General features: G+C 64.7%; 29 protein-coding genes. 17 read left to right on the forward strand and 12 right to left on the reverse strand.

Translation table 11 applies throughout. From position 1 onward, the window contains the following. Positions 1-24 precede the first annotated feature (24 nt). Complete coding sequence (locus FBZ93_RS20675; RefSeq protein ID WP_146987952.1) at positions 25-453, reverse strand: winged helix-turn-helix transcriptional regulator; 429 nt, start codon at positions 451-453, stop codon at positions 25-27. A 95-nt stretch (positions 454-548) separates the two neighbouring features. Between FBZ93_RS20675 and FBZ93_RS20680 the strand changes: the two genes are divergently transcribed. Further along, positions 549-1,577 (forward strand): SDR family oxidoreductase, encoded by a 1,029-nt coding sequence (locus FBZ93_RS20680; RefSeq protein WP_146987953.1) that lies wholly within the window; start codon positions 549-551, stop codon positions 1,575-1,577. 106 nt (positions 1,578-1,683) lie between these two features. Then, on the forward strand, positions 1,684-2,469 hold the full coding sequence (locus FBZ93_RS20685) for a 2-keto-4-pentenoate hydratase (RefSeq protein ID WP_146987955.1): 786 nt from the start codon (positions 1,684-1,686) through the stop codon (positions 2,467-2,469). Positions 2,470-2,506: 37 nt separating this feature from the next. On the opposite strand, the gene FBZ93_RS20690 is transcribed toward FBZ93_RS20685, so the two are convergent. Further along, positions 2,507-2,896: a ClpXP protease specificity-enhancing factor SspB gene (locus tag FBZ93_RS20690; RefSeq protein WP_146987957.1), complete on the reverse strand. Its 390-nt coding sequence runs from the start codon at positions 2,894-2,896 to the stop codon at positions 2,507-2,509. A 66-nt stretch (positions 2,897-2,962) separates the two neighbouring features. After that, the gene (locus FBZ93_RS20695) at positions 2,963-3,715 is read right to left on the reverse strand and encodes a carbonic anhydrase (protein WP_146987959.1); all 753 of its coding nucleotides are present in this window, start codon (positions 3,713-3,715) and stop codon (positions 2,963-2,965) included. 588 nt (positions 3,716-4,303) lie between these two features. On the opposite strand from FBZ93_RS20695, the gene FBZ93_RS20700 reads away from it, so the two are divergent. From FBZ93_RS20700 to FBZ93_RS20725, 6 genes are all read left to right on the forward strand, one after another. Further along, entirely contained in the window at positions 4,304-4,627 is a 324-nt protein-coding gene (locus FBZ93_RS20700) for an ArsR/SmtB family transcription factor (RefSeq protein WP_146987961.1), read from the forward strand. After that, positions 4,624-5,055 (forward strand): SRPBCC family protein, encoded by a 432-nt coding sequence (locus FBZ93_RS20705; protein ID WP_146987962.1) that lies wholly within the window; start codon positions 4,624-4,626, stop codon positions 5,053-5,055. Before FBZ93_RS20700 ends, FBZ93_RS20705 begins: the two co-directional genes overlap by 4 nt. Positions 5,056-5,200: 145 nt before the next feature. Then, positions 5,201-5,434: a hypothetical protein gene (locus FBZ93_RS20710; protein WP_146987964.1), complete on the forward strand. Its 234-nt coding sequence runs from the start codon at positions 5,201-5,203 to the stop codon at positions 5,432-5,434. 34 nt (positions 5,435-5,468) lie between these two features. Beyond that, positions 5,469-5,900: a DUF1801 domain-containing protein gene (locus FBZ93_RS20715; RefSeq protein ID WP_146987966.1), complete on the forward strand. Its 432-nt coding sequence runs from the start codon at positions 5,469-5,471 to the stop codon at positions 5,898-5,900. 515 nt (positions 5,901-6,415) lie between these two features. Then, complete coding sequence (locus FBZ93_RS40695) at positions 6,416-6,694, forward strand: phosphatase PAP2 family protein (RefSeq protein ID WP_167529131.1); 279 nt, start codon at positions 6,416-6,418, stop codon at positions 6,692-6,694. A gap of 100 nt (positions 6,695-6,794) precedes the next feature. Then, the gene (locus FBZ93_RS20725) at positions 6,795-7,067 is read left to right on the forward strand and encodes a hypothetical protein (RefSeq protein WP_146987968.1); all 273 of its coding nucleotides are present in this window, start codon (positions 6,795-6,797) and stop codon (positions 7,065-7,067) included. 36 nt (positions 7,068-7,103) lie between these two features. On the opposite strand, the gene FBZ93_RS20730 is transcribed toward FBZ93_RS20725, so the two are convergent. The 7 genes from FBZ93_RS20730 to flgF form a co-directional block, all read right to left on the reverse strand. Next, positions 7,104-7,442, reverse strand: a complete 339-nt coding sequence (locus FBZ93_RS20730; RefSeq protein ID WP_208764036.1) for a hypothetical protein — start codon at positions 7,440-7,442, stop codon at positions 7,104-7,106. Between the two features lie 297 nt (positions 7,443-7,739). Beyond that, positions 7,740-8,033 carry an antibiotic biosynthesis monooxygenase gene (locus FBZ93_RS20735; RefSeq protein WP_146987970.1) on the reverse strand — a complete coding sequence of 98 codons (294 nt, stop codon included), beginning with the start codon at positions 8,031-8,033 and terminating at the stop codon, positions 7,740-7,742. A 98-nt stretch (positions 8,034-8,131) separates the two neighbouring features. Continuing rightward, the gene (locus FBZ93_RS20740) at positions 8,132-8,575 is read right to left on the reverse strand and encodes a hypothetical protein (RefSeq protein ID WP_167529143.1); all 444 of its coding nucleotides are present in this window, start codon (positions 8,573-8,575) and stop codon (positions 8,132-8,134) included. A 372-nt stretch (positions 8,576-8,947) separates the two neighbouring features. Next, positions 8,948-9,700 (reverse strand): flagellar basal body L-ring protein FlgH, encoded by a 753-nt coding sequence (gene flgH, locus FBZ93_RS20745; RefSeq protein WP_146987973.1) that lies wholly within the window; start codon positions 9,698-9,700, stop codon positions 8,948-8,950. Positions 9,701-9,705: 5 nt separating this feature from the next. Further along, entirely contained in the window at positions 9,706-10,761 is a 1,056-nt protein-coding gene (gene flgA, locus FBZ93_RS20750) for a flagellar basal body P-ring formation chaperone FlgA (protein ID WP_146987975.1), read from the reverse strand. Positions 10,762-10,763: 2 nt separating this feature from the next. Continuing rightward, the gene (flgG, locus tag FBZ93_RS20755) at positions 10,764-11,552 is read right to left on the reverse strand and encodes a flagellar basal-body rod protein FlgG (RefSeq protein WP_146987977.1); all 789 of its coding nucleotides are present in this window, start codon (positions 11,550-11,552) and stop codon (positions 10,764-10,766) included. A 16-nt stretch (positions 11,553-11,568) separates the two neighbouring features. Then, entirely contained in the window at positions 11,569-12,333 is a 765-nt protein-coding gene (flgF, locus tag FBZ93_RS20760; protein ID WP_074129060.1) for a flagellar basal-body rod protein FlgF, read from the reverse strand. 379 nt (positions 12,334-12,712) lie between these two features. Between flgF and fliL the strand changes: the two genes are divergently transcribed. From fliL to FBZ93_RS20780, 4 genes are read left to right on the forward strand one after another with little or no spacing between them, the layout of a single operon-like run. After that, positions 12,713-13,201: a flagellar basal body-associated protein FliL gene (gene fliL / locus FBZ93_RS20765; RefSeq protein WP_050424161.1), complete on the forward strand. Its 489-nt coding sequence runs from the start codon at positions 12,713-12,715 to the stop codon at positions 13,199-13,201. Between the two features lie 18 nt (positions 13,202-13,219). Next, the gene (gene fliM, locus FBZ93_RS20770; protein WP_146987978.1) at positions 13,220-14,422 is read left to right on the forward strand and encodes a flagellar motor switch protein FliM; all 1,203 of its coding nucleotides are present in this window, start codon (positions 13,220-13,222) and stop codon (positions 14,420-14,422) included. After that, entirely contained in the window at positions 14,419-14,892 is a 474-nt protein-coding gene (locus FBZ93_RS20775; protein ID WP_146987980.1) for a DUF6468 domain-containing protein, read from the forward strand. Before fliM ends, FBZ93_RS20775 begins: the two co-directional genes overlap by 4 nt. Next, entirely contained in the window at positions 14,889-15,701 is an 813-nt protein-coding gene (locus tag FBZ93_RS20780) for a MotE family protein (protein ID WP_146987981.1), read from the forward strand. The genes FBZ93_RS20775 and FBZ93_RS20780 overlap by 4 nt, the downstream gene beginning before the upstream one ends. A 45-nt stretch (positions 15,702-15,746) precedes the next feature. Here the strand turns inward: FBZ93_RS20780 and FBZ93_RS20785 are convergent, their stop codons facing one another. Then, on the reverse strand, positions 15,747-16,946 hold the full coding sequence (locus FBZ93_RS20785) for a glycosyltransferase family 87 protein (protein WP_146987983.1): 1,200 nt from the start codon (positions 16,944-16,946) through the stop codon (positions 15,747-15,749). 323 nt (positions 16,947-17,269) lie between these two features. On the opposite strand from FBZ93_RS20785, the gene FBZ93_RS20790 reads away from it, so the two are divergent. Next, positions 17,270-21,100, forward strand: a complete 3,831-nt coding sequence (locus FBZ93_RS20790) for a tetratricopeptide repeat protein (RefSeq protein ID WP_146987985.1) — start codon at positions 17,270-17,272, stop codon at positions 21,098-21,100. An 11-nt stretch (positions 21,101-21,111) separates the two neighbouring features. On the opposite strand, the gene FBZ93_RS20795 is transcribed toward FBZ93_RS20790, so the two are convergent. Continuing rightward, on the reverse strand, positions 21,112-21,957 hold the full coding sequence (locus tag FBZ93_RS20795) for a glyoxalase superfamily protein (RefSeq protein ID WP_146987987.1): 846 nt from the start codon (positions 21,955-21,957) through the stop codon (positions 21,112-21,114). A 271-nt stretch (positions 21,958-22,228) separates the two neighbouring features. On the opposite strand from FBZ93_RS20795, the gene FBZ93_RS20800 reads away from it, so the two are divergent. The 4 genes from FBZ93_RS20800 to FBZ93_RS20815 all read left to right on the forward strand — a co-directional run bounded on the left by FBZ93_RS20800 (position 22,229) and on the right by FBZ93_RS20815 (position 25,151). After that, a complete protein-coding gene (locus tag FBZ93_RS20800; protein ID WP_146987988.1) occupies positions 22,229-22,468 on the forward strand; it encodes a hypothetical protein in 240 nt (79 codons plus the stop codon). A gap of 156 nt (positions 22,469-22,624) precedes the next feature. Then, complete coding sequence (locus tag FBZ93_RS20805; RefSeq protein ID WP_146987990.1) at positions 22,625-23,218, forward strand: histidine phosphatase family protein; 594 nt, start codon at positions 22,625-22,627, stop codon at positions 23,216-23,218. Positions 23,219-23,266: 48 nt separating this feature from the next. Continuing rightward, positions 23,267-24,214 carry a LysR family transcriptional regulator gene (locus tag FBZ93_RS20810; RefSeq protein ID WP_146987991.1) on the forward strand — a complete coding sequence of 316 codons (948 nt, stop codon included), beginning with the start codon at positions 23,267-23,269 and terminating at the stop codon, positions 24,212-24,214. 226 nt (positions 24,215-24,440) lie between these two features. After that, positions 24,441-25,151 carry an SDR family NAD(P)-dependent oxidoreductase gene (locus FBZ93_RS20815; RefSeq protein ID WP_146987993.1) on the forward strand — a complete coding sequence of 237 codons (711 nt, stop codon included), beginning with the start codon at positions 24,441-24,443 and terminating at the stop codon, positions 25,149-25,151. Positions 25,152-25,154: the final 3 nt, after the last annotated feature.

Here is a 25,154-nt window from a genome sequence, read left to right on the forward strand (position 1 = left end):
GCCGCTTTGAAGGCAAGGCGATATTCAGGCCAGTCCGGCTCCGACTGTCGTCTCGCTTACCAGCGTGCTGCGGCGCGGGCCGTAGGTCTTCGACCAGGTCAGCAATTCGCGGAACGCCGGCGTCAGGCCCCAGGCCGAATCCGTCAGCTCGTATTCGACCTGCAGCGGCTTCTCGGCGAGCACCTTGCGCGATACCAGCCCGTCGTGCTCGAGCTCGCGCAGCTGCGCGGTCAGCATGTGCTGGGTGATCGGCACGAGCGCGCGGCGCAGTGCGCCGAACCGCACGCCGCCATGCATCAGCGTGAACAGGATCTCGAGCTTCCACTTGCCGCTGAGCGCGTGGATCGCCTGCTTGGAGTCGATCAGCAGAGCGGGGTCGGTGGGGCAGCTGTCGCAGTCACCGCCGTCACAAATATCCGTGGTATTGTTTTCCATACCGGTCTCGATTTTCATTCTACTTGCTCGAACAGAGATAGTGACCAGATGCGGCCTGTGCAGGGTGGGCGGTGCGATGTCCGACCCCGCCGAACCATGAAGAGGGCAGCGACATGAGTACGGTTTTGGTCACGGGCGGAACGGGTTTCATCGGCGTGCACACGATCCTCCAGCTGCTGGCCGACGGGCATGTGGTGCGCACCACCGTGCGCAATCCGGACCGCAGCAAGGATGTGATCGCGATGCTGCGCGAGGGCGGCGCTGATACGGCCGATCAGGTCGGCTTCGCCACCGCTGACCTCACGCGCGACGACGGCTGGCGCGAGGCGGCCAGCGGTTGCGATTACGTACTGCATGTCGCGTCGCCGCTCGGCTCCAATGTGCCCGAGGACGAGAACGAGCTGATCGTTCCGGCGCGAGAAGGCACGCTGCGGGTGCTGCGCGCGGCGCGCGACGCCCGCGTGAAGCGCGTCGTCGTCACCTCGTCGTTTGCCGCGATCGGCTATGGCCATCCGCCGCAAGCCAAGCCGTTCGATGAGACCGTCTGGACCAATCTCGATGGCCCCGACGTGCAGGCCTATCCGAAATCCAAGACGCTGGCCGAGCGCGCCGCCTGGGATTTCGTCGCGCGCGAAGGAGGTGGCCTCGAGCTTGCCGTGGTCAATCCCACCGCCGTGTTCGGCCCGGCGCTCGGTCCCGACTTCTCCGAATCGATCGGCATCATCAGGGCGCTGCTCGACGGCGCGATGCCGGCGGTGCCGCGGATCCATTTCGGTCTCGTCGACGTGCGCGACGTCGCCGACCTGCATCTGCGCGCCATGACCTCGCCGAAAGCCAAAGGCGAGCGGTTCCTCGCGGTCGCCGGCGAGACCATGTCGGTCCTGCAGGTGGCCAGGCTGCTGCGCCGGAAGCTCGGCGGCAAGGCGCGGCGCGTGCCCCGGTTCCAGGCACCGGACTGGATGATGCGGCTCGCCGCGCGGCGCAATCCGCTGGCCCGCGCCGCCCTGCCGCTGCTCGGCAAGGTGCGCCGCTCGACCAGCGCCAAGGCGCAGAACCTGCTCGCCTGGCGGCCGCGCGGCAATGAGGAGATGATCCTCGCGACCGCCGAGAGCCTGATCAGGCTCGGCCTGGTCAAGGCCTGACAGCCTCTCCCGTCCGGCGTGCTTGCCAGACGGGTCGACGAGTGCTGAATTGCCGTAAGCAGACGGAGGCCACCGCGCCACCGAGACCAACAGGGAGGCTGCGCAGATGGATCGGGTCCTCGCGGCCGCTAAGGCGATTGCCAGCGCGCGTCGCAACCGCACGCCGCTCAAGGCGCTTCCGAAAGACGTCGTGCCGCTCGACGAGGCCGAAGGCTACCAGGTGCAGTACGCGCTGCACGATTTGCTGCAGCCGCAGGTCGGCAGCCTCGTCGGCTACAAGATCGGCTGCACCAGCGCCGTGATGCAGGAGTACATCAACATCCCGCATCCCTGTGGCGGCGGCGTGTTCGAGAAGGTGGTGCATGACAGCGGCGTGCAACTGCCGGCGGCCGATTTCGTCCATGTCGGCGTCGAATGCGAGATCGCGGTGAGGCTGGCGCGCAATCTGGCTGCGAGCGAAGCGCCGTTCACCGCCGAATGGGTCGCGGAAGCGATCGAGGCCTACCATCCCGCGATCGAGATCGTCGATGACCGTTACGTCAAATGGGAGACGCTCGGTGCGCCGACATTGATCGCCGACGATTTCTTCGCCGCCGGCTGCGTGCTCGGCGAGGCGGTGCCGCGCATCACCGCGCCGGATCTGCGCGAGATCGTGGGACGCGCGATGGTCAATGGCAAGGAGGAGGGGCGCGGCACCGGCGCCGACGTGCTCGGCCATCCCCACAACGCGCTCGCCTGGCTTGCCAATCATCTCGCCGCCGAGGGGCGCGGCCTGCATGCCGGCCAGATCGTCATGACCGGCAGCCTGATCAAGACGGTGTGGCTGAAGGCGGGCGATGTGGTCGTGATGGAGCTCGACGGGCTCGGCAAGGTGGAAGCGGCATTCACCTGAGGTGACGTCAAGTTGAGCGCCGGGACGTTACCGTTTCCTACAATTGATCGTTCGTACACATCAGGACCTTGCCGTCCCACAGGCTTCGGACCGCGTCGAACGGCACGGCCAGCCTGGCATATTTGCGATTGAACCAGACGCCGACCTCGAAGCCGTCATCCCTGACCACGAGCCGATCGAATTCGTGCTGCAGGATGATCGTGATCTCCTCGGGGTATTGCTCGATCACGGCGGCGGGCAGCTTCACGCCATCGGCCCGGGTTGCGAAGGTGATGTTGACCGGCCGGTCCTCCGCGGCGCGGCGGAGCAACGCGGTCATTTCGATCCGCTTCTGCGCGGTGTTGCAGGGCTCGACGCCCGCGCGTGCTGGGAACGAGGCCGCGACCAGCAGCAGCACTCCAGCCATCCGTCCGCGCCGGCGCCACATCCGCCTTCTCCATGTCGCTCACGCGATGTCGTTCTTGGCTTCAGTGGTTGCAGGTGGCGCCGAGGTTCAAGTCGCCGGCCGCTTGCCGTCCGCGACCAGCTCGACCTTGCCGTCGGTCAGCCGATAGACCGCGCCGACAATCCTGAGCTTGCCCTGATCGACCGCGGCATTGAGGATCGGCGTCGCCGTCTTGAGCTTCGCGACGTTGTCGATGACGTTTTGCCTGATGGCGTTGGCGAGGTGGTCGCCGGGCTTGCCCTCGGTCGCCTTCACCGCCGGCGCGATCGCAGTGACCAGCGAGGGCAGATGGCCGGGCAGGGTCGTGTTGTCCTTCAGCGACTTGATCGCGGCGTCGACCGCCCCGCAGCTGTCGTGGCCGAGCACCATGAACAGCGGCACGCCAAGCACCGACGATGCATATTCGAGGCTCGCGATCATCTCGTCGCTGGCAAAATTGCCGGCGACGCGGCAGACGAACAGATCGCCGCGGCCGGTATCGAAAGCGTATTCCGGTGCGATGCGGGAATCCGCGCAACTCAGGATGCCGGCGAACGGATTCTGTCCGCCGGCCAGCGCCTCGCGCTCATGCTTGAAATCATGCCGCCGCGACACGCCCTCGACATAGCGGAGATTGCCTTTCACCAGCCGGTCGAGCGCGGCGTCCGGCGGCAGCACGTTCTGCGGCTTCGGCGGCGGTTTCGTCTCCTTGGCGGAGATCGGTGATACGAAGGCGAGGCTGGCGGCGGTGCACGCCGCGGCGGCGAGGAAGTGGCGCCGGGAAGTCTGGCCGGGAGGTGTGACGTCGCAGAGCTCGCACATCAAGGTTCTCCGTGAACAAGGACCGCATCCGCGCGATCTTTGTAGGTGATGCGCTGGGTCTTCGCAACGACGTGCGTTCGCACGCTTCCACGTCGTGCCGTGCCACATCGCCACTGTCGTCCCTGCCTAGTGCGCAATTGCGCACGGGAGCAGGGACCCATACCCCGCGGCGGACATTGTGGACATGACTCGTCGTCCCAGCATCACGCAATAATGGCGACCTGTGGTTATGGGTCCCTGCTTTCGCAGGGACGACAGCGAGTATGTTGCGCGATCTGTTGACAGACTGTGAGTCAAACGTCCGCGTTCTCGTGACATGAGTTGCCCGAGTCTTGCTCTTCGTTTCGCCCCCTCATCGAAGAGGGCGCGGGGACAGTCCGGTGACGATCGATCGCATCCATCCCACGATCCACGACCCGTTCGCTGGCATAAATAACCATTGGGATATGTGAGTTAAGGGGAGCCGATGAGGTGAGCTGCTGAACGGCATGAAATTCCGGCTCAAATCACGCCTACAAGTTCCCTGTTGACTAATCCATAGCTGCCTGGTTATACGTATATCCATAACCAACGGGTTATTGATCGCAAATGCCGGACGTTCACGATGTGCTGTTTCGAACCCTCGCAGACCCGACCCGCCGGGCGATCTTCGAGCGCCTGTGCCGCGAGGGTGAGCAGACCGTCACCGCGCTGACGGCGCGGGCGAGGATTTCTCAGCCGGCGGTGTCAAAGCATCTCGGCGTGCTGAAGCAGGCCGGGTTGGTGCGCGATCGCCATGAAGGACGGCAGACGCATTACAGCGCGCAACTCGGTGCGCTGGCGCCGCTGATCGACTGGACCAGCCAGATGGCGGGCTTCTGGCAGAACCGGTTCGACCACCTCGAAGATCTCCTCAAAAGGATGGACCAATGAACAACACCACCCCTGAGACGCGCTCGGCGATCGTCGAGCGCGAATTCCCTCATCCGCCGGAAAAGCTCTGGCGCGCGCTGACCCAACCGCATCTGATGGAGGAGTGGCTGATGAAGAACGACTTCAAGCCCGAGGTCGGGCACAGCTTCAATCTGCGCGGCGAGTGGGGCGGCGTGCTGGACTGCAAGGTGCTCGCCATCGAGCCGCACAAGACGCTGTCCTACACCTGGAATTTCGCGCATGAGGATGCCGCCTACAATCTCGAGAGCGTGGTGGTTTTCACGCTGACGCCGACGCCGCGTGGCACACATCTGCGCGTCGAGCAGTCCGGCTTCCAGCCGCATCAGAAGCAGGCCTATGGCGGCGCTCATGCCGGGTGGAAGCAGTTCCTCGAGAAGCTCGATCAACTGCTGGTGCGAGCGGAGTGAGGATTTGCTGCAGCTCCTGTCATTGCGAGCGAAGCGAAGCAATCCATCGTGCCGGACGCGCGGATGAATGGATTGCTTCGTCGCTACCGCTCCTCGCAATGACGAAATTCTATGGGTTCTCAAAACATTCAAACAGGAGGTCACATTGAACTGGAACAACTGGATCAGGCAATCGCACCGCTGGCTCTCGATCGTCTTCACGGTCGCGGTCATCATCAACATCGTCGCCATGGCGCTGCAGCAGCAGGCGACCTGGATCGGTCTGCTGGCGCTGTTCCCGCTGATCTTGATGCTGCTCAGCGGCCTGTATCTGTTCGCGTTGCCCTATCTGGCGCCGCGGCGCCGGCTCGGGGGATCGACCTCGGCATCGCAAGTATGATTGATTGGGGCAGCCGAGGAAACGCGAGGCAGCAATGACGGCATCGGAACGTATCGACCGGATGATCGAGGACCTCACCGACTGGCGCGGCAAGACGCTCGCCAGCCTGCGCAAGAGCATTCTCGCCGCCGATCCCGGCATCATCGAGGAGTGGAAGTGGATGGGCAGCCCGGTGTGGTCGCGCGACGGCATCATCGCGGTCGGCAACGCGCACAAGGGTAAGGTGAAACTGACATTCATGTATGGCGCGCAACTCCCGGACCCCGATAAGCTGTTCAACACCGGCTTCGAGGGCAATGTGCGGCGCGCGATCGATCTGTTCGAGGGCGACAAGATCAACGCCCCCGCGTTGAAGGCCCTGATCCGCGCCGCGATCGAGCTCAACCAGGCCAAGTCGAAGAAACCAGCGAAGAAGTCGGCGAAGAAAGCCGCGGGCGTTGGCGCAGCCGCGAAGAAGAAGCCGTGAGCCGCGATTGAGTGTTAGCCGCCGGCTCGCGCGCTGAGGCCGCGCGGGGCAGGAACTGGCCTGTCACCTGTTCGATGACCGTTCCTTGATCGCGGAGACTGCTCTGAAAATGCACCCGCCGGCCAGGGCCCCGACGAACATGAGAGGCGGAAGCACGGTGCCGGGCGCGAACATGATGAGCAACGCTATGGCCTGACCGACTTGTGTCGAATGATCCGACATGGCGTGGGCAAACAGGAGCGGCAAAATCAGCGCGACTGCTCCGCCGAACAGAAAGCCTCGCCAGAATGATCCGTCTATCAAGACGACGTCTTTCCTTATCCGGAGCGTGCCGTTTGCGGTGCGAGTCATTCTGGTGCGTAGTGCTACGCATTTGAGCGGCAGACTCTCAATTCTCCCTTAAGGCTATCCGTCAAGATGATCAGAACCCGGCTCGCCACATCGTCGGACGCGGACGCGATCTCGGCGCTGCTGACGGCCAATTCCGGCGCAACGCCGCCGCTCCCGAATTGTCGTTGAGCAATTTGCAGGGCGTAGTGACGTTTCCGTCGTTCCACACCTGCCTCGCCTTGATGACGATTTTCGCGACGATCGGCACGAGATGGCTGTTCGGCATCACCCTGATCTGGAACCTTCTCGTCCTCGTCTCGACGATCCCGATCGGCGGCCATTACGTCATCGACCTCACTTGCGGTGCGCTGCTGTGGCTGGCGGCGATGAAGGTCGAGGCGATGCTCGGCGGATCGTCCATCTCCTTGCGCGGAATGCCGATGCCGGAAGCCGTGTCCGCCTAGCGGTGGTATGACGCGCGGCGCCGTTTGAGGCCGGCGACGACGCTCGGGTTGAACCCGCCGACGGCGGGTCCGACAAACCTGAAAGGCGGAGCTGTTGGCAATGGACTGGGAAGCGCTCTGGGAGGCTCTGCTGGGCTCGTTTCTCCCAGCGCCGACTGGCTCCAGATTGCTTGACGCCGCGCCAACCGGAATCTTCCGCTCGCCGCTGTTCTGGACGTGGATTGCGTTGCTCGCCGGTCTGATCGGGCTGGCGTGCTGCATTGTTTACGTCGGCTTGCGGTCGACGCCGGCGTTGCTTTGGCTCGCGCTCCTCGTGGATGCCGTGGCTCTGGTGGTCGTGCGTCGCGCGCTCAAATGGCGCTATCCGATCTAGCGATTTCGGCCGTGCATCGGGCCGCAGGCGGCCGGACTAGGCCGAGATATCGACCGCCTGGCCGGCCTTGCCGGCGTTTTTCTGGAACGACTGCTCGATCAACTCCTTGATCTTCTGTTCGACCGCGGCGCGCTGATCCGGCGTCATGTTCTTCAGGTCTTCCTCCGACAGCCCCATGCTCTTGAGGATGTTGGCGCGCATGCGGTCCATCGGGCTCATCTGCGCGTATTTGAGAAATTTCTGCTCGACGCTGTCGTCGGAAGAGCTGCCGCCGGCGGCTTGCGTGGAGGAGGAGGCGTCGGCCGTCAACGGCTTCCTCAATGTGCCAGTCGTCATGCCGGCTGTGACCGATCCAAAGGCCGAGATGGACGTCATCTGCGCGCTGTCCCCGTTGCGATCCTGCTATCGCGGAGCAAATGGCGTGCCATGCGTCAGCTCAGTGTTTTCAAAGAGATCGCGACGACGCGGCGCGCGCCTGACATGCCGCGGGAAAGTTCTGCCGGATGAAGTTTGCCGGAGGAGCGGCCACTACGCCATCCTATGCACGATCACTGGACCGGCAACCCGTTGCAGCCATCATGCCATCGTATGCACGATCACTGGACCCGCAACCCGTTGCAGCCATCATGCCATCGTATGCACGATGACTGGACCTGCAACCCGTTGCAGCCATCATGCCATCGTATGCACGATGACCGGACCTGCAACGGCGGTGGCCTGGCCGACCAGCAAGGGACCGAGATTGTCGTCGATCCAGGCCAGCGCGCGGCGGTTGGCCTCCTCGGCACTGGCATGATTGTTGAAGACGCTGATCGCGGTGACGGTGTCGTCGCCGGCATAGACCACGTAATAGGCCATGAAGCCTTCGACGTCGCTGATGATCGGGATCGCGCCTTCCTTGATCCGGCGCGCGAGTTCTTCGGCGGTGCCGGTCTTTGCCTTGGCCTGACGGATGGCGGCATACATGGGCTTGCTCCTTCCGGCTGGATCGATCGGGCTGCGCTTGACGCGCAGGCATGATGGTACGCCGGCTCGGGCGCGGACGCCATCGGGAAGGGGACGGATCAGACGAAGCGCTTGCCTGCGAACGGATTCGGCGCGCGGCGGCTGACGGTGGGCCTTGGCAGCCTTGCGAGGCCATTGGAAGCCGGCGCGGATTTCGGCGGCGGCGTGGGCGCGGCTTCCGGTTGCTGCAGAAACAGCGTGGCCTCGAACACCACGCCGGGGGCCTGCTTTGCCGTTCCCATGCACACCGCGCGATTGCCGCTGAACGAGCCGGTCAGCTCGGCCTCGACCTCGTCGCAGCCGAACACGGTGGTGAACGGGCCGTCGACATATCGGCGCGTCGTCAGCACCGCGGTGAAGCGGTTCTCGTCGAGCTGGTAGGAGCCGCCATAGGTGAACATGGCGTCGCCGCCGCTGATCCTGCCGTTTGCGAGCTGGACTATTCCGGTGCCTTCGCCCCGCGGCGTCCGGAACCACGCCGCATATTGCCCGTCTCTTTGCATGACTGTCATAGAAACAGAAAACCCTGCGTTGTCCTCTTGCTACGTTGCAAGCGCCGGGACCGCCACTGCGCGCTGCTGCGACGGTTAACGAACCGAGAAGGCGATCGCACGACTTGCGCGAAGCGGTATCGGATTGGTGCGCGACGGCAGCGCGAGTGCATGCGACCGGTCACAGGAGCCCTTCCGTTCCGATTGAATCGGAACAAGGCTCTCGGTTTGTTTTGGGGCTCTAAATGCCACGGCCCCCGCCAGGGGAGCTGGCGAGGGCCGTGTTGGTACACCGCGCCGCGCCTAGGTTCGCGACGAGATGTGGGAGCTCGTGAAAATCTTACTCAGGCATGATCCTCACCCGAAACCTTCGGGATCATGCGGCTAGAAGGGCAAGAGCACGTCGAGAACCTGCTGGCCGTAGCGCGGCTGTTGCACGTCGGTGATCTGGCCGCGGCCGCCATAGGCGATGCGGGCCTGGGCGATCTTCGAGGAGTCGATGGTGTTGTCGCTCTGGATGTCCTCCGGGCGCACGATGCCGGCCACGATCAGTTCGCGGATTTCGAAGTTGACCCGGATCTCCTGCTTGCCCTCGACCACCAGATTGCCGTTCGGCAACACCTGGGTGACGACCGCGGCGACGCTGGTCTGCAACGCTTCCTGCCGGTTCACGGAGCCCTTGCCGTCGCTGGACGCTGTGGACTCGGCGGTCAGGATCTTTCCGGGCAGGATCTTGTTGGCCTGCGTGATGGTCTGCGAGCCCAGGAAGTTGGTGACCCCGGAGTCTTCCGAATTGGTGCGGCTGCGCTGGGTCTCGTTGGCGATCGCCGCCTTGTCGGTGAAATTCACCGTGATGGTCAGCAGGTCGCCGACGCGCGCGGCGCGCTGGTCCTTGAAGAAGGCGCGAGAGCCGCTGCGCCACAGCGAGTTCGGGCTGTAGGAGGCGACCTCGGGCTTCGGCATCGGCATCTGCACCGGCTTGTAGCCGGGCTGCGTCGTCGGATTGTCGATCGACGTCAGCTTCGGCTGTTCGCCGATCTGGGAGAGGCGGTCGATCGACGAGCAACCGCTGGCGATCGTTCCGAGCGCCAACAGCGCACCGGTCAGGATGAGGCGGTTGATACGATACTGGGACATGAACTTTACTCGGCGTTTGGTGCGACTGAACTCAGCTTGACGGGAGCGGAATCTGAAGAGGTGGCATCGGCGCTAGGTGCCGCACGCGGGGTCGCGATCGAGATCGAGACCTCGCCGCGGCCGGTGACGACGCCGGAGACGGCGCGCTTGGACTGCAAGTTCATCACGCTGACGACGTCGCCCTCGGCGCCGCCATCCATCGCCTTGCCGCGGATGGTGAGATAGATGCCGGCGGTGCGGTAGATCAGCACGACGTTCTGGTCGCGGGTGACGAGATCGGGTTTCGCCATGTCGGCGACGCGCAGGGCCTGGCCGGCGCGGAGCTGGCGACGCATCTGCATGCCGATGGTGCCGTCGCGCGTCGCCGCGTCGTTGCCGATGTCGGCCTTCGGGCGGCGCTCGATCATCACGTCGGAGGCCTTCAGCACGTCGCCGCGTTCGACATTGCGGGTCAGCACGGCGGCCTCGATGGTTTCGATCGCGGTGCCGGTGAGGCGCAGCTTGTACGGCGCCGCGCCGGAATCGTTGCTGATCTCGAAGGTGACGTCGAAGCGCGTCGAGCGCGGGTCGTAGCGCACCGCGATCGGCTGCATCGCGCCGGTGTTGGTCGCTTCCAGTCTGATATCGCCGGGATCGCGGTCGAAGGTCAGCGCGATGTTGCCGGCCCGGCCGAGGCCGTGGCGGCCCTCGAGGGCGCGCGACAGCTGCTGCTCGATTTCCTTGCCGTCGATGGTGCGCGCGAGCCGCGTGACGGTGATCTCCTTCAGCTCGCGGGTGTCGACGCCGATCACCTGGTGCGCGCGCAGAACGTTGAGCACCTGCGCGACCGGCAGCGTGCCCGTGGTACCGAGATCAGGCGCGCGGTAGACCGCGATGCTGCCGGCGCTGCCAGCATTGTCGATGAGATCGCCGACCCGCACGATGTCGTCCGCGACGGTGATGCTGGCGCGCAGCGTCGGCGCCGCGATGGTCTCGCTGCGGCTCTGCGCGGCTGCCGGCGCCACGGTCACCGCGAGGAGCGCGGCGGCGATCAGGAGTGAGCGGGCGATCATCGACATCATCCTCAGCGGAACAGGTTGGAGGTCGACTGCATCATCTGGTCGGCGGCGGAGACCACCTTCGAGTTCATCTCGTAGGCGCGCTGCGCCGCGATCAGGTCGGAGATTTCCGAGACCACCTCTACATTGGCCTGTTCAAGGTTGCTCTGCTGCATGTCGCCATAGCCGTCGGTGTTGGCGGTGCCGTCCTGGGGCTGGCCGGAGGCCGGCGTTTCCTGAAACAGATTGTCGCCGATCGGCATCAGCCCGGCCTTGTTGATAAAGCGGGTCAGGCCGATCGTGCCGATGTTGGTCGATGCGGTCTGGCCCGGCAGCGTCACTGAGACCTGGCCCTGCGCATTGATGGTGAGGCCGGATGCGTTCTGCGGGATCGTGATCGTCGGTTGCACCAGATTGCCCTGCGCGTTGACGATGCGGCCCTGATTGTCCATCTGGAACGAACCGTCGCGGGTGTAGGTGAAGGTGCCGTCCGGCGTCAGGATCTTGAAGAAGCCCTCGCCGCGGATCGCGATGTCGAGATCGTTGCCGGTCGGCGACAGCGTGCCCTGGGTCATCATGCGCGGCGTGCCGACGGTCTTCACGCCGCCGCCGAGGTCGATGCCCATCGGCATGATGGTGTTCTGGTCGGAAGCCTGCGCGCCGACCCGGCGCACATGGTCGTAGATCAGGTCCTGGAACGCCGCGCGCTGCTTCTTGTAGCCGGTGGTGCGCAGGTTCGCGATGTTGTTGGAGATCACCTGAACGCTGAGTTCCTGTGCCGCCATTCCGGTCGCTGCGGTATAAAGTGCGCGCATCGGTCAATCCCCCGGATCAGTTCGGCACGTCGGCGAGCTTCTCGATCGCCGATTTGTGCAGGTCGCTCTGCTGCTGCAGCAGCGAGGCGATTTGGGTGTAGGTCCGCGTGATCTCGATCATGCGGCTCATCTCGACGACGGAATTGACGTTCGACTTCTCGATGAAGCCCTGGCGGATTTGGGACTTGGTGTCCGGCAGCGGCTGCGCGCCTTCGCCGGGCGCGTAGAGATTGGAGCCTTCCTTGAGCAGGCGCTGGGCCTGCGCGAACGAGACGAGGCGCAGCTTGCCGCGGATCGAGTCGAGGCGGGACGTGCCCTCGAGCACGGAAATGTTGCCGTCGGGGGCGATGTTGACGTCGTGATCGGTCTGCTGGAACGTGATCGGCCCGGAGGTGCCGAGCACCTGGTAGCCGGAGGCGGTGATCAACTGGCCGCGATTGTTGATCTGAAGATTGCCTTCGCGGGTGTAGCGCTCGCCGGCCGGCGTCTGCACCACCAGAAAGGCGTTGCCGTCGATCGCGACGTCGAGCGGGTTCTTGGTCTCTTCGGTCGGACCCTGCGAGAAGTCGTGGAAGGTCGCGCGGTCCTGCACGAAGGAGACGCGGCGGTCGCGAGCCGCGAAATTGTCCTCATGCGCGTTCGAGGAGAGATACTCCTGGAACAGCGATCGGTCGGCCTTGTAGCCGTTGGTGGTCATGTTCGCGATGTTGTTGGAAACGACATCCATTTGCCGTTCCAGCACCATCTGCTTCGATAGTCCGACCAGAAGCGTATTCTGCATCGGCGGTTCTCCCCTGTGAGGTGATCCGATGCAGGTTCTCCCAAACCTTCACGCCGGACCGTCGGTAACCATTGGGTTCTCCCAAACCCGCCAGTCACGCCGTCCTCTCAGCGAAAGCCGTGCCAACTTGAAATAGTGATATATTTGAATGGCTTAGGTGTCTGGCCGGGGACCGTAGGGGCGGCAGAAAGGTCTTGTTGACCATGTTTGCCCGGCAGTTTTTTCCTAGTGGATGGTAAATCCTAAGCTTCCGTTAACCATTATTACCTTAGCGTTGACGGCATTGGGGCGCGTGTGCGCCGGCGGCATTTGTATCGCGTCTTCAGGCCAAAGCTGGGGCAAATCGCGTTCGCATCCTTCGGGTTGAAGCGAGCGGACGATGGCGGACGAGGAAAAGACGGATAGCGGCGAAGGCGCGGCCGCTCCGAAGAAGGGCAAGCTCAAGCTGATCATTGCCGTCGTCGGCTTCCTCGTCGTGCTCGGCGCGGGCGCGGGCGGCTGGTTCTTCTTCATGCGCGGCCACGGCGAGGAGCAGCACGCCGAAGCGCCGCCGCCGAAGCCGCCGAGTTTCGTCGATGTGCCGGACATGCTGGTCAATCTGGTCGGCGCACCCGGCGAACGCGTGCAATACCTCAAGCTGAAGCTCGTGCTCGAGATCAAGGAAGAGAAGCAGGTCGAGGCGATCAAGCCGGCGTTGCCGCGTGTCACCGACCTGTTCCAGACCTATATGCGCGAGCTGCGCCCGAGCGACCTCAACGGCTCGGCCGGCCTGTTCCGCCTCAAGGAGGAGCTGACCAAGCGCGTCAACCTCGCGGTGGCGCCCAACCAGGTCAACGCCGTGCTGTTCAAGGAAGTCGTGATCCAGTGACGGGGTGGATGTAAAGCCATGGCCGGCAACGACCAGATGGACCAGGACGCCATTGCGGCCCAATGGGAAGCCTCGCTCGATTCCGAGGATCCCGCGGCGGCCGCGGCGGAAGCTGCCAAGAACGAACTCACCGAGAACATGGCGCTGCAATGGGCCGCCATGGTCGAGGATGGCAGCCGTGACTTCGGCGGCAAGAACACCAATGGCGAGCGCGTGCTGTCGCAGGAGGAGATCGACAATCTCCTCGGCTTCACGGTCGGCGACGTCAGCCTCGACGATCATTCCGGCATCCGCGCCATCATCGATTCCGCGATGGTGTCCTACGAGCGTCTGCCGATGCTCGAAATCGTGTTCGACCGCCTGGTGCGGTTGATGACGACCAGCTTGCGCAATTTCACCTCCGACAACGTCGAGGTCTCGCTCGACCGCATCACCTCGGTGCGGTTCGGCGACTACATGAATTCGATCCCGCTGCCGGCGGTGCTCTCGGTGTTCAAGGCCGAGGAGTGGGAGAATTTCGGTCTCGCCACCGTCGATTCCAGCCTGATCTATTCGATGATCGACGTGCTGCTCGGCGGCCGCCGCGGCCAGACCCAGCTCCGCATCGAGGGCCGGCCTTACACCACGATCGAGACCAATCTGGTGAAGCGGCTGGTCGAGGTGGTGCTGTCGGATGCCGAGCAGGCGTTCCGGCCGCTGTCGCCGGTGACCTTCTCGATCGACCGGCTCGAGACCAATCCGCGCTTTGCCGCGATCAGCCGCCCGGCCAACGCCGCGATCCTGGTCCGCCTGCGCATCGACATGGAAGACCGCGGCGGCAATGTCGAATTGCTGCTGCCTTACGCCACCATCGAACCGATCCGCAACGTGCTGTTGCAGATGTTCATGGGCGAAAAATTCGGCCGCGACCCGATCTGGGAAGGCCATTTCGCCACCGAAGTGGCGCAGGCCGAGATCTCGGTCGATGCGGTGCTGTACGAGGCCGACATCCCGCTGAAGCAGCTGATGAAGCTCAAGGTCGGCGACACGCTGCCGCTGGACATCCGCTCCGACGCGCTGGTCTCGGTGCGTTGCGGCAACGTCACCCTGACGGAAGGCCGGATGGGCCGCGTCGGCGACCGTGTCGCGATCCGCGTCACCAAGAATTTGCGTAAACCCCAAACCACCTTCGCGATGTTCGAGAAGGCGGACGAGCGGACCAAGATGATGGAGGCACCATGAGTCATGTGCTTGGACTAGCGATCGAGAGTCTGGTGGCCGTGCTGCTGATGTTGACCATCGGCTATTGCTGGCTGCTCAACAAGCGCCTGCAGCGGCTGAAGGCGGACGAGCATTCGCTGAAGGCTGTCATCGCCGAGTTGATCACCGCGACCGAGATCGCCGAGCGGGCGATCGGCGGATTGAAGCACGCGGTGCGCGACGTCAACGAGAACCTCGGCAACCAGCTCGATGCGGCGACGCAGATGTCGGCGCTGCTGAAGACCCAGCTCGCCGAAGGTGATGGCGTGGTCCGCCGCCTGTCCAAGATCGCGGCGGCCGCGCGGCCGCCGGAGCCCGCGCGCGCACCAGCGCCGCCAGCTGCGCCCGCCGCCCCAGTGGCGCCAGCGCCGCGGGTTTCTGCCGCACGCGCGGTTGCCGCGGCGGCTGAAGCCTTCACCGAGCGCAGGAGGGCCGGCGGCCTCGCTGCATGAAGTTGCTTCGTGACATCAGAGTGATGCCTGTGGTGCTGGTCGCGATCTTCGGCCTGATGGTGCTGAAGGTCGCGGGCCTCGTGCTCGATGGCGGTTACGTGTTCGCCGACGACGCGCCGCCGGCCAGCCCGGCCGGTCCGTCCTGGGCGCAGCAGAATTTCAACTTCCCCGGCGCCGGCAAGGCGGTCGTCGACAGCAAGAACAAGCCCGATCCCGGCGACATCACGGGATCGGTGGAGAAGAAGGACGACAAGAAGGAAGAGACACCGAAGCCGGCGGCGCCGGCCGCGGAGCCCTCCAAGCCCGACGGCGTCGTGGTCAATCTGGATGCGCCGGCGCCGGTGTCGGCATCCGAACGCGCAATCCTGGAACGGCTGCAGTCGCGTCGCCAGGAGCTTGAGACGCGCGCCCGCGAGGTCGAGATCCGCGAGAGCCTGTTGAAGGCCGCCGAGAAGCGCATCGAGGCCAAAGTCGAGGAAGCCAAGGCCAATGACGTCAAGGCGAACGCCGACGCCGCGGCCAAGGCGGAAGCCGAGGCCGCGCGCTTCAAGGGCATCGTCACCATGTACGAGAACATGAAGCCGAAGGATGCGGCCAAGGTGTTCGATCGCCTGGAAATGAACGTGCTCTACCAGATCGCCTCGCAGATCCAGCCGCGCAAGATGTCCGACATCCTGGGCTTGATGCAGCCCGAAGCCGCCGAGCGGCTCACGGTCGAACTCGCCCGCCGCGCCGGCGGCGACAAGTCGGCATCGACCGACGATCTCCCCAAGATCGAAGGCAAGATGCTTGCGCCGAAGACCAATTGACGGGGTCTGATCGAGCAGCCCGTCAATTGCCAGGCGTCGGCATCTTCAGCCGTAGGCCGGATCCGGCCTGAGATCAGGTTGTCTGCATTTCATCCAGATGATCGCGATCACCGCTGCGCACATGAACGGACCAACCGGCACGAGCACGAACGGGAAAGCGTAGCCTAGTACGACGATGACGCTGAGACCGATACGGATGGCTCGCCGATTGACGACCGGCGAGCCCTGGTCGAGGTCAGCCTTCATCAGGAAGACCAGCGCCATCGCCAGGATCGGAAGATCGTAGATGACGAAGTAGGGAGACATCAGCGGCGTTGCCGCAAGCAGGCTGGCCGCTTGAAGGGCGAAGCTGACGTTGCGGCGCCATAGCACGACCACCCAGACCAGCGCGGCTGCCGCGACGGCCATATGGAGCGACCAAGCCAGTCCGTAACCAAGGCCGGCAACCCGCAGCAGGCCATAAACACTCGACAGATTATACCAGGCGACCCCTCCACCAGCCTGAAGCCGCGTCGAAACAGTCGTTGCCCCTTCGACGAATGCCTTGAACGTATCCCAGCCGAAGCTCGCTCCGGTGAGCAGCATGAGAGCCAGCGTTGCCAAAGCTGCGCTGATGATGACGTTCCAACGCTTGGTCGCGATCAACACGAAGGGAAGAAGAACACCGAATTGAGGTTTGAAGACGAGCAGCGCGATCAGGAAGCCACTGAGGAGCGGGCGCCTGTCCAGCGTCAGCAGGATGCCGCCGAGCAACGCTGAGGCAAGCAGCCCGGTTTGGCCGTGAAACACATCGTAGAAGACCGGCGGGGTCGCGAGTGCCAGCAGCAGGGCGCCCGGGCGTGGCCGGATGGCATAGATGACAAGGAGCCAGCAAGACAGCTTTGCCGCGCTCCAAACCCAGAACGCGGTCGGAAACGGCAGCAGCGCAAAGGGCGCCAGGACCAGGAGAAACACTGGCGGATAAAAGAACGGCAGTGGAATCTGATCGTAGGGATAGCGGAGTTGATCGATCGGCGGCATCCGAAGGAGAAGCTGCTGATGCAGTTGCTCCCAGTCGTAAGCAGCGGCCGCGTGGCCATCGAGCGCCAACGTGCCCGCGCCCCAAAAACATGAAAAATCGAACCCGGGGCCCTCGCCGTTACCACTGACGAATGGCAAGACCGCAAAAGCGATCAGGAGAGCACAGACAATTGCCTGCGCCGGGTCGTCTCCTGCAAAAGCATTCCGGCGTGCGACTTCGTTCATAACTTTGGTTTGAAAAGAGCTTAAATCAATCAATAGTCGAATTTATCATTGCGTTTCCGGGCCAGGCAAGGCCGGGCATTCCCGGGCTCATTCGGAGAGTTAATTCTGCATCTGAGGTCAGCATGATCGGCCGCTCGGCAATCGGGCGAGCGCTCGCCGTTCGCGGCGAGTGAATGTGGAACCAGGCGCCTACGCCGCGCCCCGAAAATGCAGTCGATGGGTTTACGTTAACAGCTCCTTAACGTCGCCCGATCCAAGATCGGGGCGCGTGGGCGAGGGCGCTTCGCGCTGGTATGGCTGAGGTCCCGAGAAGACGTTTCGAGATGGCGCGAACGGCTGCCGCTGGAACATGGTCGCTAGGCCGCGCCTGGGCGCGGACCGCGCGCCTGTGCCTGCTCGCCATCGGCCTTGCCCTTACGACCCTCACATTCTCGACTGCGGCACATGCCGACGACCCGGTGCCGGGCGAGGCGACGTTCTCGGCAGCGAACGGCTATGCAAGGCTGGTGCTGAAGCTGAAGGAGGATGTCGAGTCGGAGGTCACGACCGCCGGCTCGATCATCGTGATCCGCTTCAAGCGTCCGGTCGATATCCCCGTCGAGAAACTGTCGGATGCGGTGCCCGACTATGTCGGCGCCGCCCGCCGCGATCCGGACGGCTCGGCGATCCGCCTGTCGCTGGCGCGCCGCGTCACCGTCAACACCATGACCGCCGGCGAGCGCATCTTCGTCGACTTCCTGCCCGACGGCTGGACCGGCCCGCCGCCGTCGCTGCCGCAGGACGTGATCCGCGAACTGGCGGAGCGCGCTCGCGCCGCCGAGCGGCTGCTGCGCATCCAGCGCGCCGCCGACGCCGCCAGGAAGAAGCCGCCGATCCGCGTTCGCGCACTGGTGCAGCCGACCTTCGTCCGCTTCGTGTTCGAGGTTCCCGACGGGGTCAGCGTCTCCTCGGTGTTGAACGAGCAGAAGCTGACGCTGTCCTTCAACTCGGTGCTGAGCTTCGACCTTGCCGATGCCAAGGTCGCCGCTCCGCCGAACGTCGCGTCGATCAGTTCGCGCGCCGATACGGATACCTCGGCGGTTGATGTGACCTTGATCGGCGATGTCGACGTGCATTCGTTCCGCGACGAGAAGAACTACATCGTCGATGTCGCGTTCCAGCAGAACGATCAGCAGCAGGCGGCAAAACCCTCGCTGAGCTCGCTGTTGCCGACGACGCCGCGTGGCAAGAAGGGCGCTGCGGCGATGGCGCCGGTGACATCGGAAAGCATCGCGCGGCAGGCCAAGATCGAGATCAAGCCCGATCAACCTAAAGCGGAGCCTGCCAAATCTGAGCAGGCCACATCCGAGCAGACCAAATCCGAGCCGCCGCAATCCGAGCCGGCCAAGCCCGAGCAGGCCACGACCGAACAACCGGCGGCCGCGCCCGCGAAATCCGAACAGCCGAGATCGGAGCTACCCGATCCGGAACTGCCCAAGATCGCGGCCGCACCGGCGGCCGACGTCGAGAACGCGGTCGCGCCGCGCGAGGGCAGCGCCGGTGCCGCGGCGGAGCCGAACAAGGCGCCCGTCAGCGAGGCGCCGAAGCCTGCGCCCGCCGTCGCAGCCGCGCCGGCGATGGAGACGCCGAAGCCTGCCGCTGCGCCATCGCCGTCTGCCGAAGCCCGCGCCGGCGCCAAGTCCATCGCCAAGTCCTCGGTCGACGCCCAGCGCGACAGCGACGGCCTTCGCGTGACCTTCTCGTTCCCCGGTCCGACGCCGGCAGCACTGTTCCGCCGCGCCGACACGGTGTGGATGGTGTTCGATACGCCCGAGGCGATCGATGTCGATCCGATCCGCGCCAAGGGCGGCTCGCTGATCGCAGATGTCAGCCGGATCGCGCTGGAGAAGGGGCAGGCGGTGCGCTTCCGCCTCAACCGGCCGCAGATGCCGTCGCTCGAAAGCGACGACCGTTCGCGCGGCGTGAGCTGGGCGCTGACCTTTGCCGACCGTGTGCAGAAGCCGCCATTGCCGCTGTCAGTGGTACGCAACATCAGCGAGCCGTCGCTCGCCAATGTCAGCGTGCCGCTCGCCAATGCCGGCCAGCTGCACAAACTGGTTGACCCCGATGCGGGCGATACGCTCTGGGTCGTGACCGCCCCGCCGCCGACCCGCGGCATCATCAAGCGGCAGGATTTCGTCGAGCTCTCGCTGCTGGAATCGATCCACGGCGTCGTGGTTCATCCGAACGCCGACGACGTCAAGGCCGAGGTCGGCGCCGACAAGGTGATGCTGGGCCGGCCCGGCGGCCTGACGTTGTCGTCGGCCGATGTCGCCGCCGAACGCGCGACCGCGGCGGTGAAGCCGCTGTTCGATCCGGATGAATGGCGCAAGAACCAGTCGGAGAATTTCCTCAAGCAGCTCGACGGCCTGATTGCGGCGGCTTCGACGGCCAATGCCGAGCAGCTGCCACAGGCGCGGCTCGATCTCGCCGAGTTCTTCATGGCGCGCGGCATGTACCAGGAAGCCCATGGTGTCGCCAACCTGATCCTGTCCGAGAGCAAGCGCGGCAGCGAGACGGCGTCCGTGGTGATGGTGCACGCGGTCGCCAGCATCCTGATCGGCCACCCCGAACGCGGCATGAAGGATCTCGCCAATCCCGTGATCGGCAACGGCTACGATTCCCAATTGTGGAAGGGACTGGCCTTCGCCCGCGAAGGCAAATGGGCCGAGGCGCGCGAAAAATTCAAGAACGCCGAATTCGCGGTCGCGACGCTGCCGCCCGACCTGCAGCGCATCGTCACCATGGATTCGATGAAGGCCTCGCTCGAGGTCAAGGATTATGCCGGCGCCGCGCGGCGCAAGAGCGATCTCGACGTGGTCGGCGTTCCCGACGCGCTCAAGCCCGCGGTCGCGGTGCTGCGCGGCCGGCTCGCCGAAGCGCTCGGCCAGGAGAAGGATGCGCTCGACGCCTACCGTTTCGCCGCCAATTCGGCCGACCGCCAGGCCGCCGCCGAAGGTAGGCTGCTCGAGACGCTGCTCAAGCAGAAGCGCGGCGAGATCGGCCGCGACGATGTGCTGAAGGAGCTCGAGCTGTTGTCGATGCTGTGGCGCGGCGACAATATCGAGCTGAAGACACTCTATGTGCTGTCGAAGATCTATGCCGAGACCGCGCGCTACGCCGACGCCTTCGCGGTGACGCGTGCCGCGACCCGGCTGCAGCCGAACGCACCGGAATCGCGCCAGGCCCAGGATGCCGCCTCGGCACTGTTCGTGCAGCTTTATCTCGGCCCGAAAGGCGACGAGTTGGCGCCGATCGATGCGCTCGGCACCTTCTACGAATATCGCGAACTGACGCCGATCGGCCGCCGCGGCGACGAGATGATCCGCCGGCTCGCCGACCGCCTCGTCGGCGTCGATCTGCTCGACCAGGCCGCCGACCTCCTGCAGTACCAGGTCGACAAGCGGCTGGAAGGCGCGGCGCGCGCCCAGGTCGCCGCGCGGCTTGCGATGGTCTATCTGATGAACCGCAAGCCCGACCGCGCCATCGGCGCGCTGCGCTCGACCCGGATCGCGGATCTTTCCGGCGAACTGCGCCAGCAGCGGCTGCTGCTCGAGGCGCGCGCGCAGAGCGACGTCGGGCGGCATGACCTTGCGCTCGACATCATCTCGAACATCACCGGCCGCGAGGCGATCCGGCTGCGTTCGGATATCTACTGGGCGTCGCGGCACTGGCGCGAGGCATCCGAGCAGATCGAGCTGTACTACGGCGACCGCTGGCGCGACTTCACCCCGCTCAATCCGAGCGAGAAGGCCGACGTCATCCGCGCGGTGGTCGGCTACGCGCTCGCCGAGGACGCCATCGGGCTGTCCCGGTTCCGCGAAAAATACGCGCCGCTGATGTCCGGCGATGCCGACAAGCTGGCGTTCGATTCGGCCAGCAAGCCGGTCGCGACTTCGAGCGCCGAGTTCGCCCAGATCGCGCGGATGGCCGCCAGCGTCGACACGCTCGACGGCTTCATCCGCGAGATGAAGACCCGCTTCCCCGACGCCACCGCCCGCGCGCCGCTGCCCGATCCGGTGTCGACCGGATCGGTGCCCGACATGCCGAAGGCCGCACCGGTGAGCGCGCTGCCGGCGATCAAGGGCGAGCGCCGCGCCAGCGCCGCTCAGTAGCCGCGCCAGCTTTACGGTCCGGGCGTCACCCACGCGGTCGAAATGATCCCCTTGTCGTCAAGCGCGATGCGCCAGTGTGCGGCGCCGTTCGCGTGCCTGACGCTATAGACGTCCTCGCCTTGCTCGCCGACACCGAGAAAGCGGATCGACTGGATGTTGCCCAGGTCCGCGAGGGGCTGAAGCCACTGCATCTGCTTGCGGGTGGCCGCCGCTAACGCCGGGCTCATCTCGTTGTAGTCGGGATTCCCCGACGCGATCCCATCGATCAGACGATGAAGCGCAGCCTCGGTTCCAGGACTGGCCGACTGGTTCTTGACGCGCTCCGCCGTCTGATCGGCGATCTCCGTTGCCGTCGCGGCGTCGATACGCGGCATCGGAATATCGCTGCCGTTCTGATGCAGAACCAGCGAGGTGGCGCGTCCGTCCGGTCCGACCACGAAACTGACCTGGGCATCGACAATCTTGGCGAAGAATTCTGTTGCGCTCTCCGCAAAGAACCGCACCGAGCGCTGTCCGGTGAGCTGCATCACCAGATGATGTCCATCGGGCGTCACCGTGAACACGGCGCGATCGTTGAGCTGGTAGAATCCGGAATAATGATCGAGCGCGGCTGGATCGACGGCGATCTCCTGCCGCGCCGTGATCGGTGGTGATTCCGCAGCGGGCTCTGCAGCCCGGGCCGACATGCTTGCCGGCCCGGCGACCTGGATTCGTGCCGCCAGCGTGTTCCAGTCGCGTTGACCGAACAGCCTGGCGATCAGCTCCAGGCAGTCGCTTTGGGTGAGGGGGATCGACTTGGCGCCGAGCGCTTCGCGCAGCGTCTGCGCCATGGCCTTGGCATCACGGAAGTCGCGCATGGAATGGTCCTTTGCATCGACGAACGGAAAGCGTCAGGGGCTTGCGTTGCTGACCCGTTCGCGCGGGCAAAGGAAGCCTGAACCATGGCTTGATACGTTCACCGTCCCCGGGCGGGGTGCAAGCGGCGGGTGGTATCGACCCGAGCTGAATGTTCACCGCAGACCCGCAATTTGTCAATTGCAACAGCCCGTGATCGCCTGCGTCCTCTCGACATCCTGCCGTCAAATCGGCAACCATGGCCGAAGTTGCCAGCCGGGAGGACGCCGTCACATGAGCAAGCCGATCAAGACCGAAGCCGAACTCATCGCGATGGCGCGGGCCGAACTGAAGGTACATGCCGATTGCCCCGACGGCATGGATATCTCGGTGCTGCGCGACGGCGACAGCTGGGAATTCCGCGCCAGCGCCAATGAGGCGACGGCGGCAAGGCCCGGCTACCCCGAATGCGTCGCGATGCTGGTGCAGATCGGCGACCACCTCAGCAAGCAGTATGACGTGAAGGCCGACTAGCGCCTGAATGCCCGCGGCCGCTTACCCCAGGGGCGGCACGCAGGCGGACATGCCAATGTTGATGCGATGCGCCACAGGCGACGTTCCCGACCTCGATTGTTCAACCGAATTCATGCTATCGCTTAGAGCCCTGTTGAACCTAAGCATTCCCGACCAATGCTTGCAGTCTTGCGCAGCCGGAAAGCAATGCTCCTCCTCGCTTTGGCGGGTTCGCTGGCGATCTCGGCCGGACAAGCCTTTGGCGATGACGAACAGGTCTGGGCGGCATTGAAGCGAGGCGGCATGGTTGTCCTGCTGCGCCACACCCACGTCGACATGCGAGAAGGAATAGGGCACCTCGCGCCCGGAAACTGCGCCGAGGAAGTGAACCTTTCCTCCCGCGGCGTCGAGCAGGCCAAGCGGATCGGCGAGGCGTTCCGTGCGCGCGGCATTGCAGTCGGAGAGGTCCGGACCAGCCCTTATTGCCGTTGCATCGACACCGGCAAGCTTGCGTTCGGTCGCGCGATGCCTGTCCAATATCTGATGCCGCCAGGCGTCTTGTCCGAGAGCCAGGCGACGTCGAATGAGGAGCGGGTCTTGCAAGACATCCATGAGTACCGGTCTTCCGCGAACCTGGTGATGATCACCCACGATCTCAACATTTCGAACATCGTTCTTGAACCATCGATCGCCATGGGGGATTTCTTTGTTCTTCAGCCCAATGGGACGAATTTCGATGTCATCGGCAGCATTCAAATGGGCGGCAAGTAAGAGATCGATCTCAGTGTTGACCAGGATGCCTCCAGCGAAAGAGTCGTAATGGACCGCATCGACGCCATGAAGGTCTTCGTCGCAGCGGTCGACGAGGGCAGCCTTGCGGGCGCGGGGCGGAAGCTGCGGCGCTCGCCGGCGGCGGTCAGCCGGGCGATCGCGTTCCTTGAGCATCATGTCGGCGCCGAGCTGCTTCATCGCACCACGCGGTCGCTGAAGCTGAGCGATGCCGGCGAGCGCTACGCATTGGCGTGCCGGCGCATCCTCACCGAGCTTGAAGAGGCCGAGATCTCGGCCGGCGGTGAGCGGGCCGCGCCGCGCGGCACGCTGACCATCACCGCGCCCATTGTCGTGGGCGAGGACGTGCTGCGGCCGGTGCTCGACGCCTTCATGACGGAATTTCCGGCGGTAACCGTGCGGCTCGTGATGCTCGATCGCACCGTCAATCTGATCGACGAGGGCATCGACGTTGCGCTGCGCATCGCGCATCTCGCCGATTCCAATTTCGTCGCCATCAAGCTCGGCGAGGTGCGCCGCGTGGTGGCGGCCTCGCCGGGCTATCTCGCGCAGCATCCGGTGATCCGCGAGCCGGCCGATCTGGCGAAACAGCAGATCATCGCGATGACGCATTTCGGGCTGGACTCCTGGAGCTTTCCGCCGGCCGCGAAGTCGAAGATCGCGCGCGCGGTCCAGTTCACGCCACGGCTGGTCGTCAACACGGTGCGGGCGGCGGTTGCCTCGGCCGGCGAGGGCTACGGCGTCACCCGGCTGTTCTCGTATCATATCGCCGAGGAAATCCGCGACGGACGGCTGCAGATCCTGCTCGCCGGTGACGAACCCCCGCCGCTGCCGGTGCATCTCCTGGCGCCGCAGGGCCGCTTCGACGTGCCGAAGGTGCGCGCCTTCGTCGATTTCGCCGGCCCGCGGCTGAAACGCTATTTCGAGCGGCTGTCGCGCGAGGCCAGCAAGGCCAATGCCAAAGCGCGACGAAGCTGAAATCGTCATCGCGGCTTGGTTTCCTGCTTGAGCATGATCTCGGTGCAAACGCTGCGCGTTTGTCGCGCCGGACAACCGCTTCGCACTTTTCCTGGCCATGCTCAGTCGTTCGCGCCGCGGAACAGTGTCTGCCGAATAGCGAGCATTCGCGCGGAATGCGGATGTATCTAGCTTGCTCTCCATCGAAGCGGCGCTGGGTCGCTTCAGCAACGGATGGAGAGAAATCATGGGTGCAGAGCAGAAAGTTGCCATCATCACCGGCGCGTCGCAGGGCCTCGGCGAGGCGATCCTGAAGGGCTATCGCGACCGCAACTGGCGTGTCGTCGCCAATTCCCGCAGCATCAAGCCGTCGTCGGACCCGGACGTTCTGGCTGTGCCGGGCGACATCGGCGATCCCGAAGTTGCCGAGCGCATCGTCAAGCAGGCGCTTGGGCGCTTCGGCCGGATCGACACGCTGGTCAACAATGCCGGCATCTTCGTCGCCAAGCCGTTCACCGACCATACCGACCAGGATTACGCCGCGGTGCTGGCGACCAACCTCAACGGCTTCTTCTACATCACCCGTCGCGTCGCCAAGGAGATGGTGAAGCAGGGATCCGGGCACATCGTGCAGATCACGACCAGCCTCGTCGATCATGCCAACAGCAACGTACCCTCGGTGCTGGCCTCGCTGACCAAGGGCGGTCTTGCCGCCGCGACCAAGTCGCTCGCGATCGAATACGCCGCAAAGGGCATCCGCGTGAACGCGGTGGCGCCGGGCGTGATCAAGACCCCGATGCACGCGCCCGAGACGCACGACTACCTCGCCAAGCTGCATCCGGTCGGGCGCATGGGCGAGATGAAGGACATCGCCGATGCCGTGCTGTTCCTCGAAGGCGCGGGCTTCGTCACCGGCGAGATCCTGCACGTCGACGGCGGCCAGAGCGCCGGGCATTAGGGA

This window comes from Bradyrhizobium macuxiense, from assembly GCF_007993935.1.
Lineage (GTDB): Bacteria > Pseudomonadota > Alphaproteobacteria > Rhizobiales > Xanthobacteraceae > Bradyrhizobium > Bradyrhizobium macuxiense_A.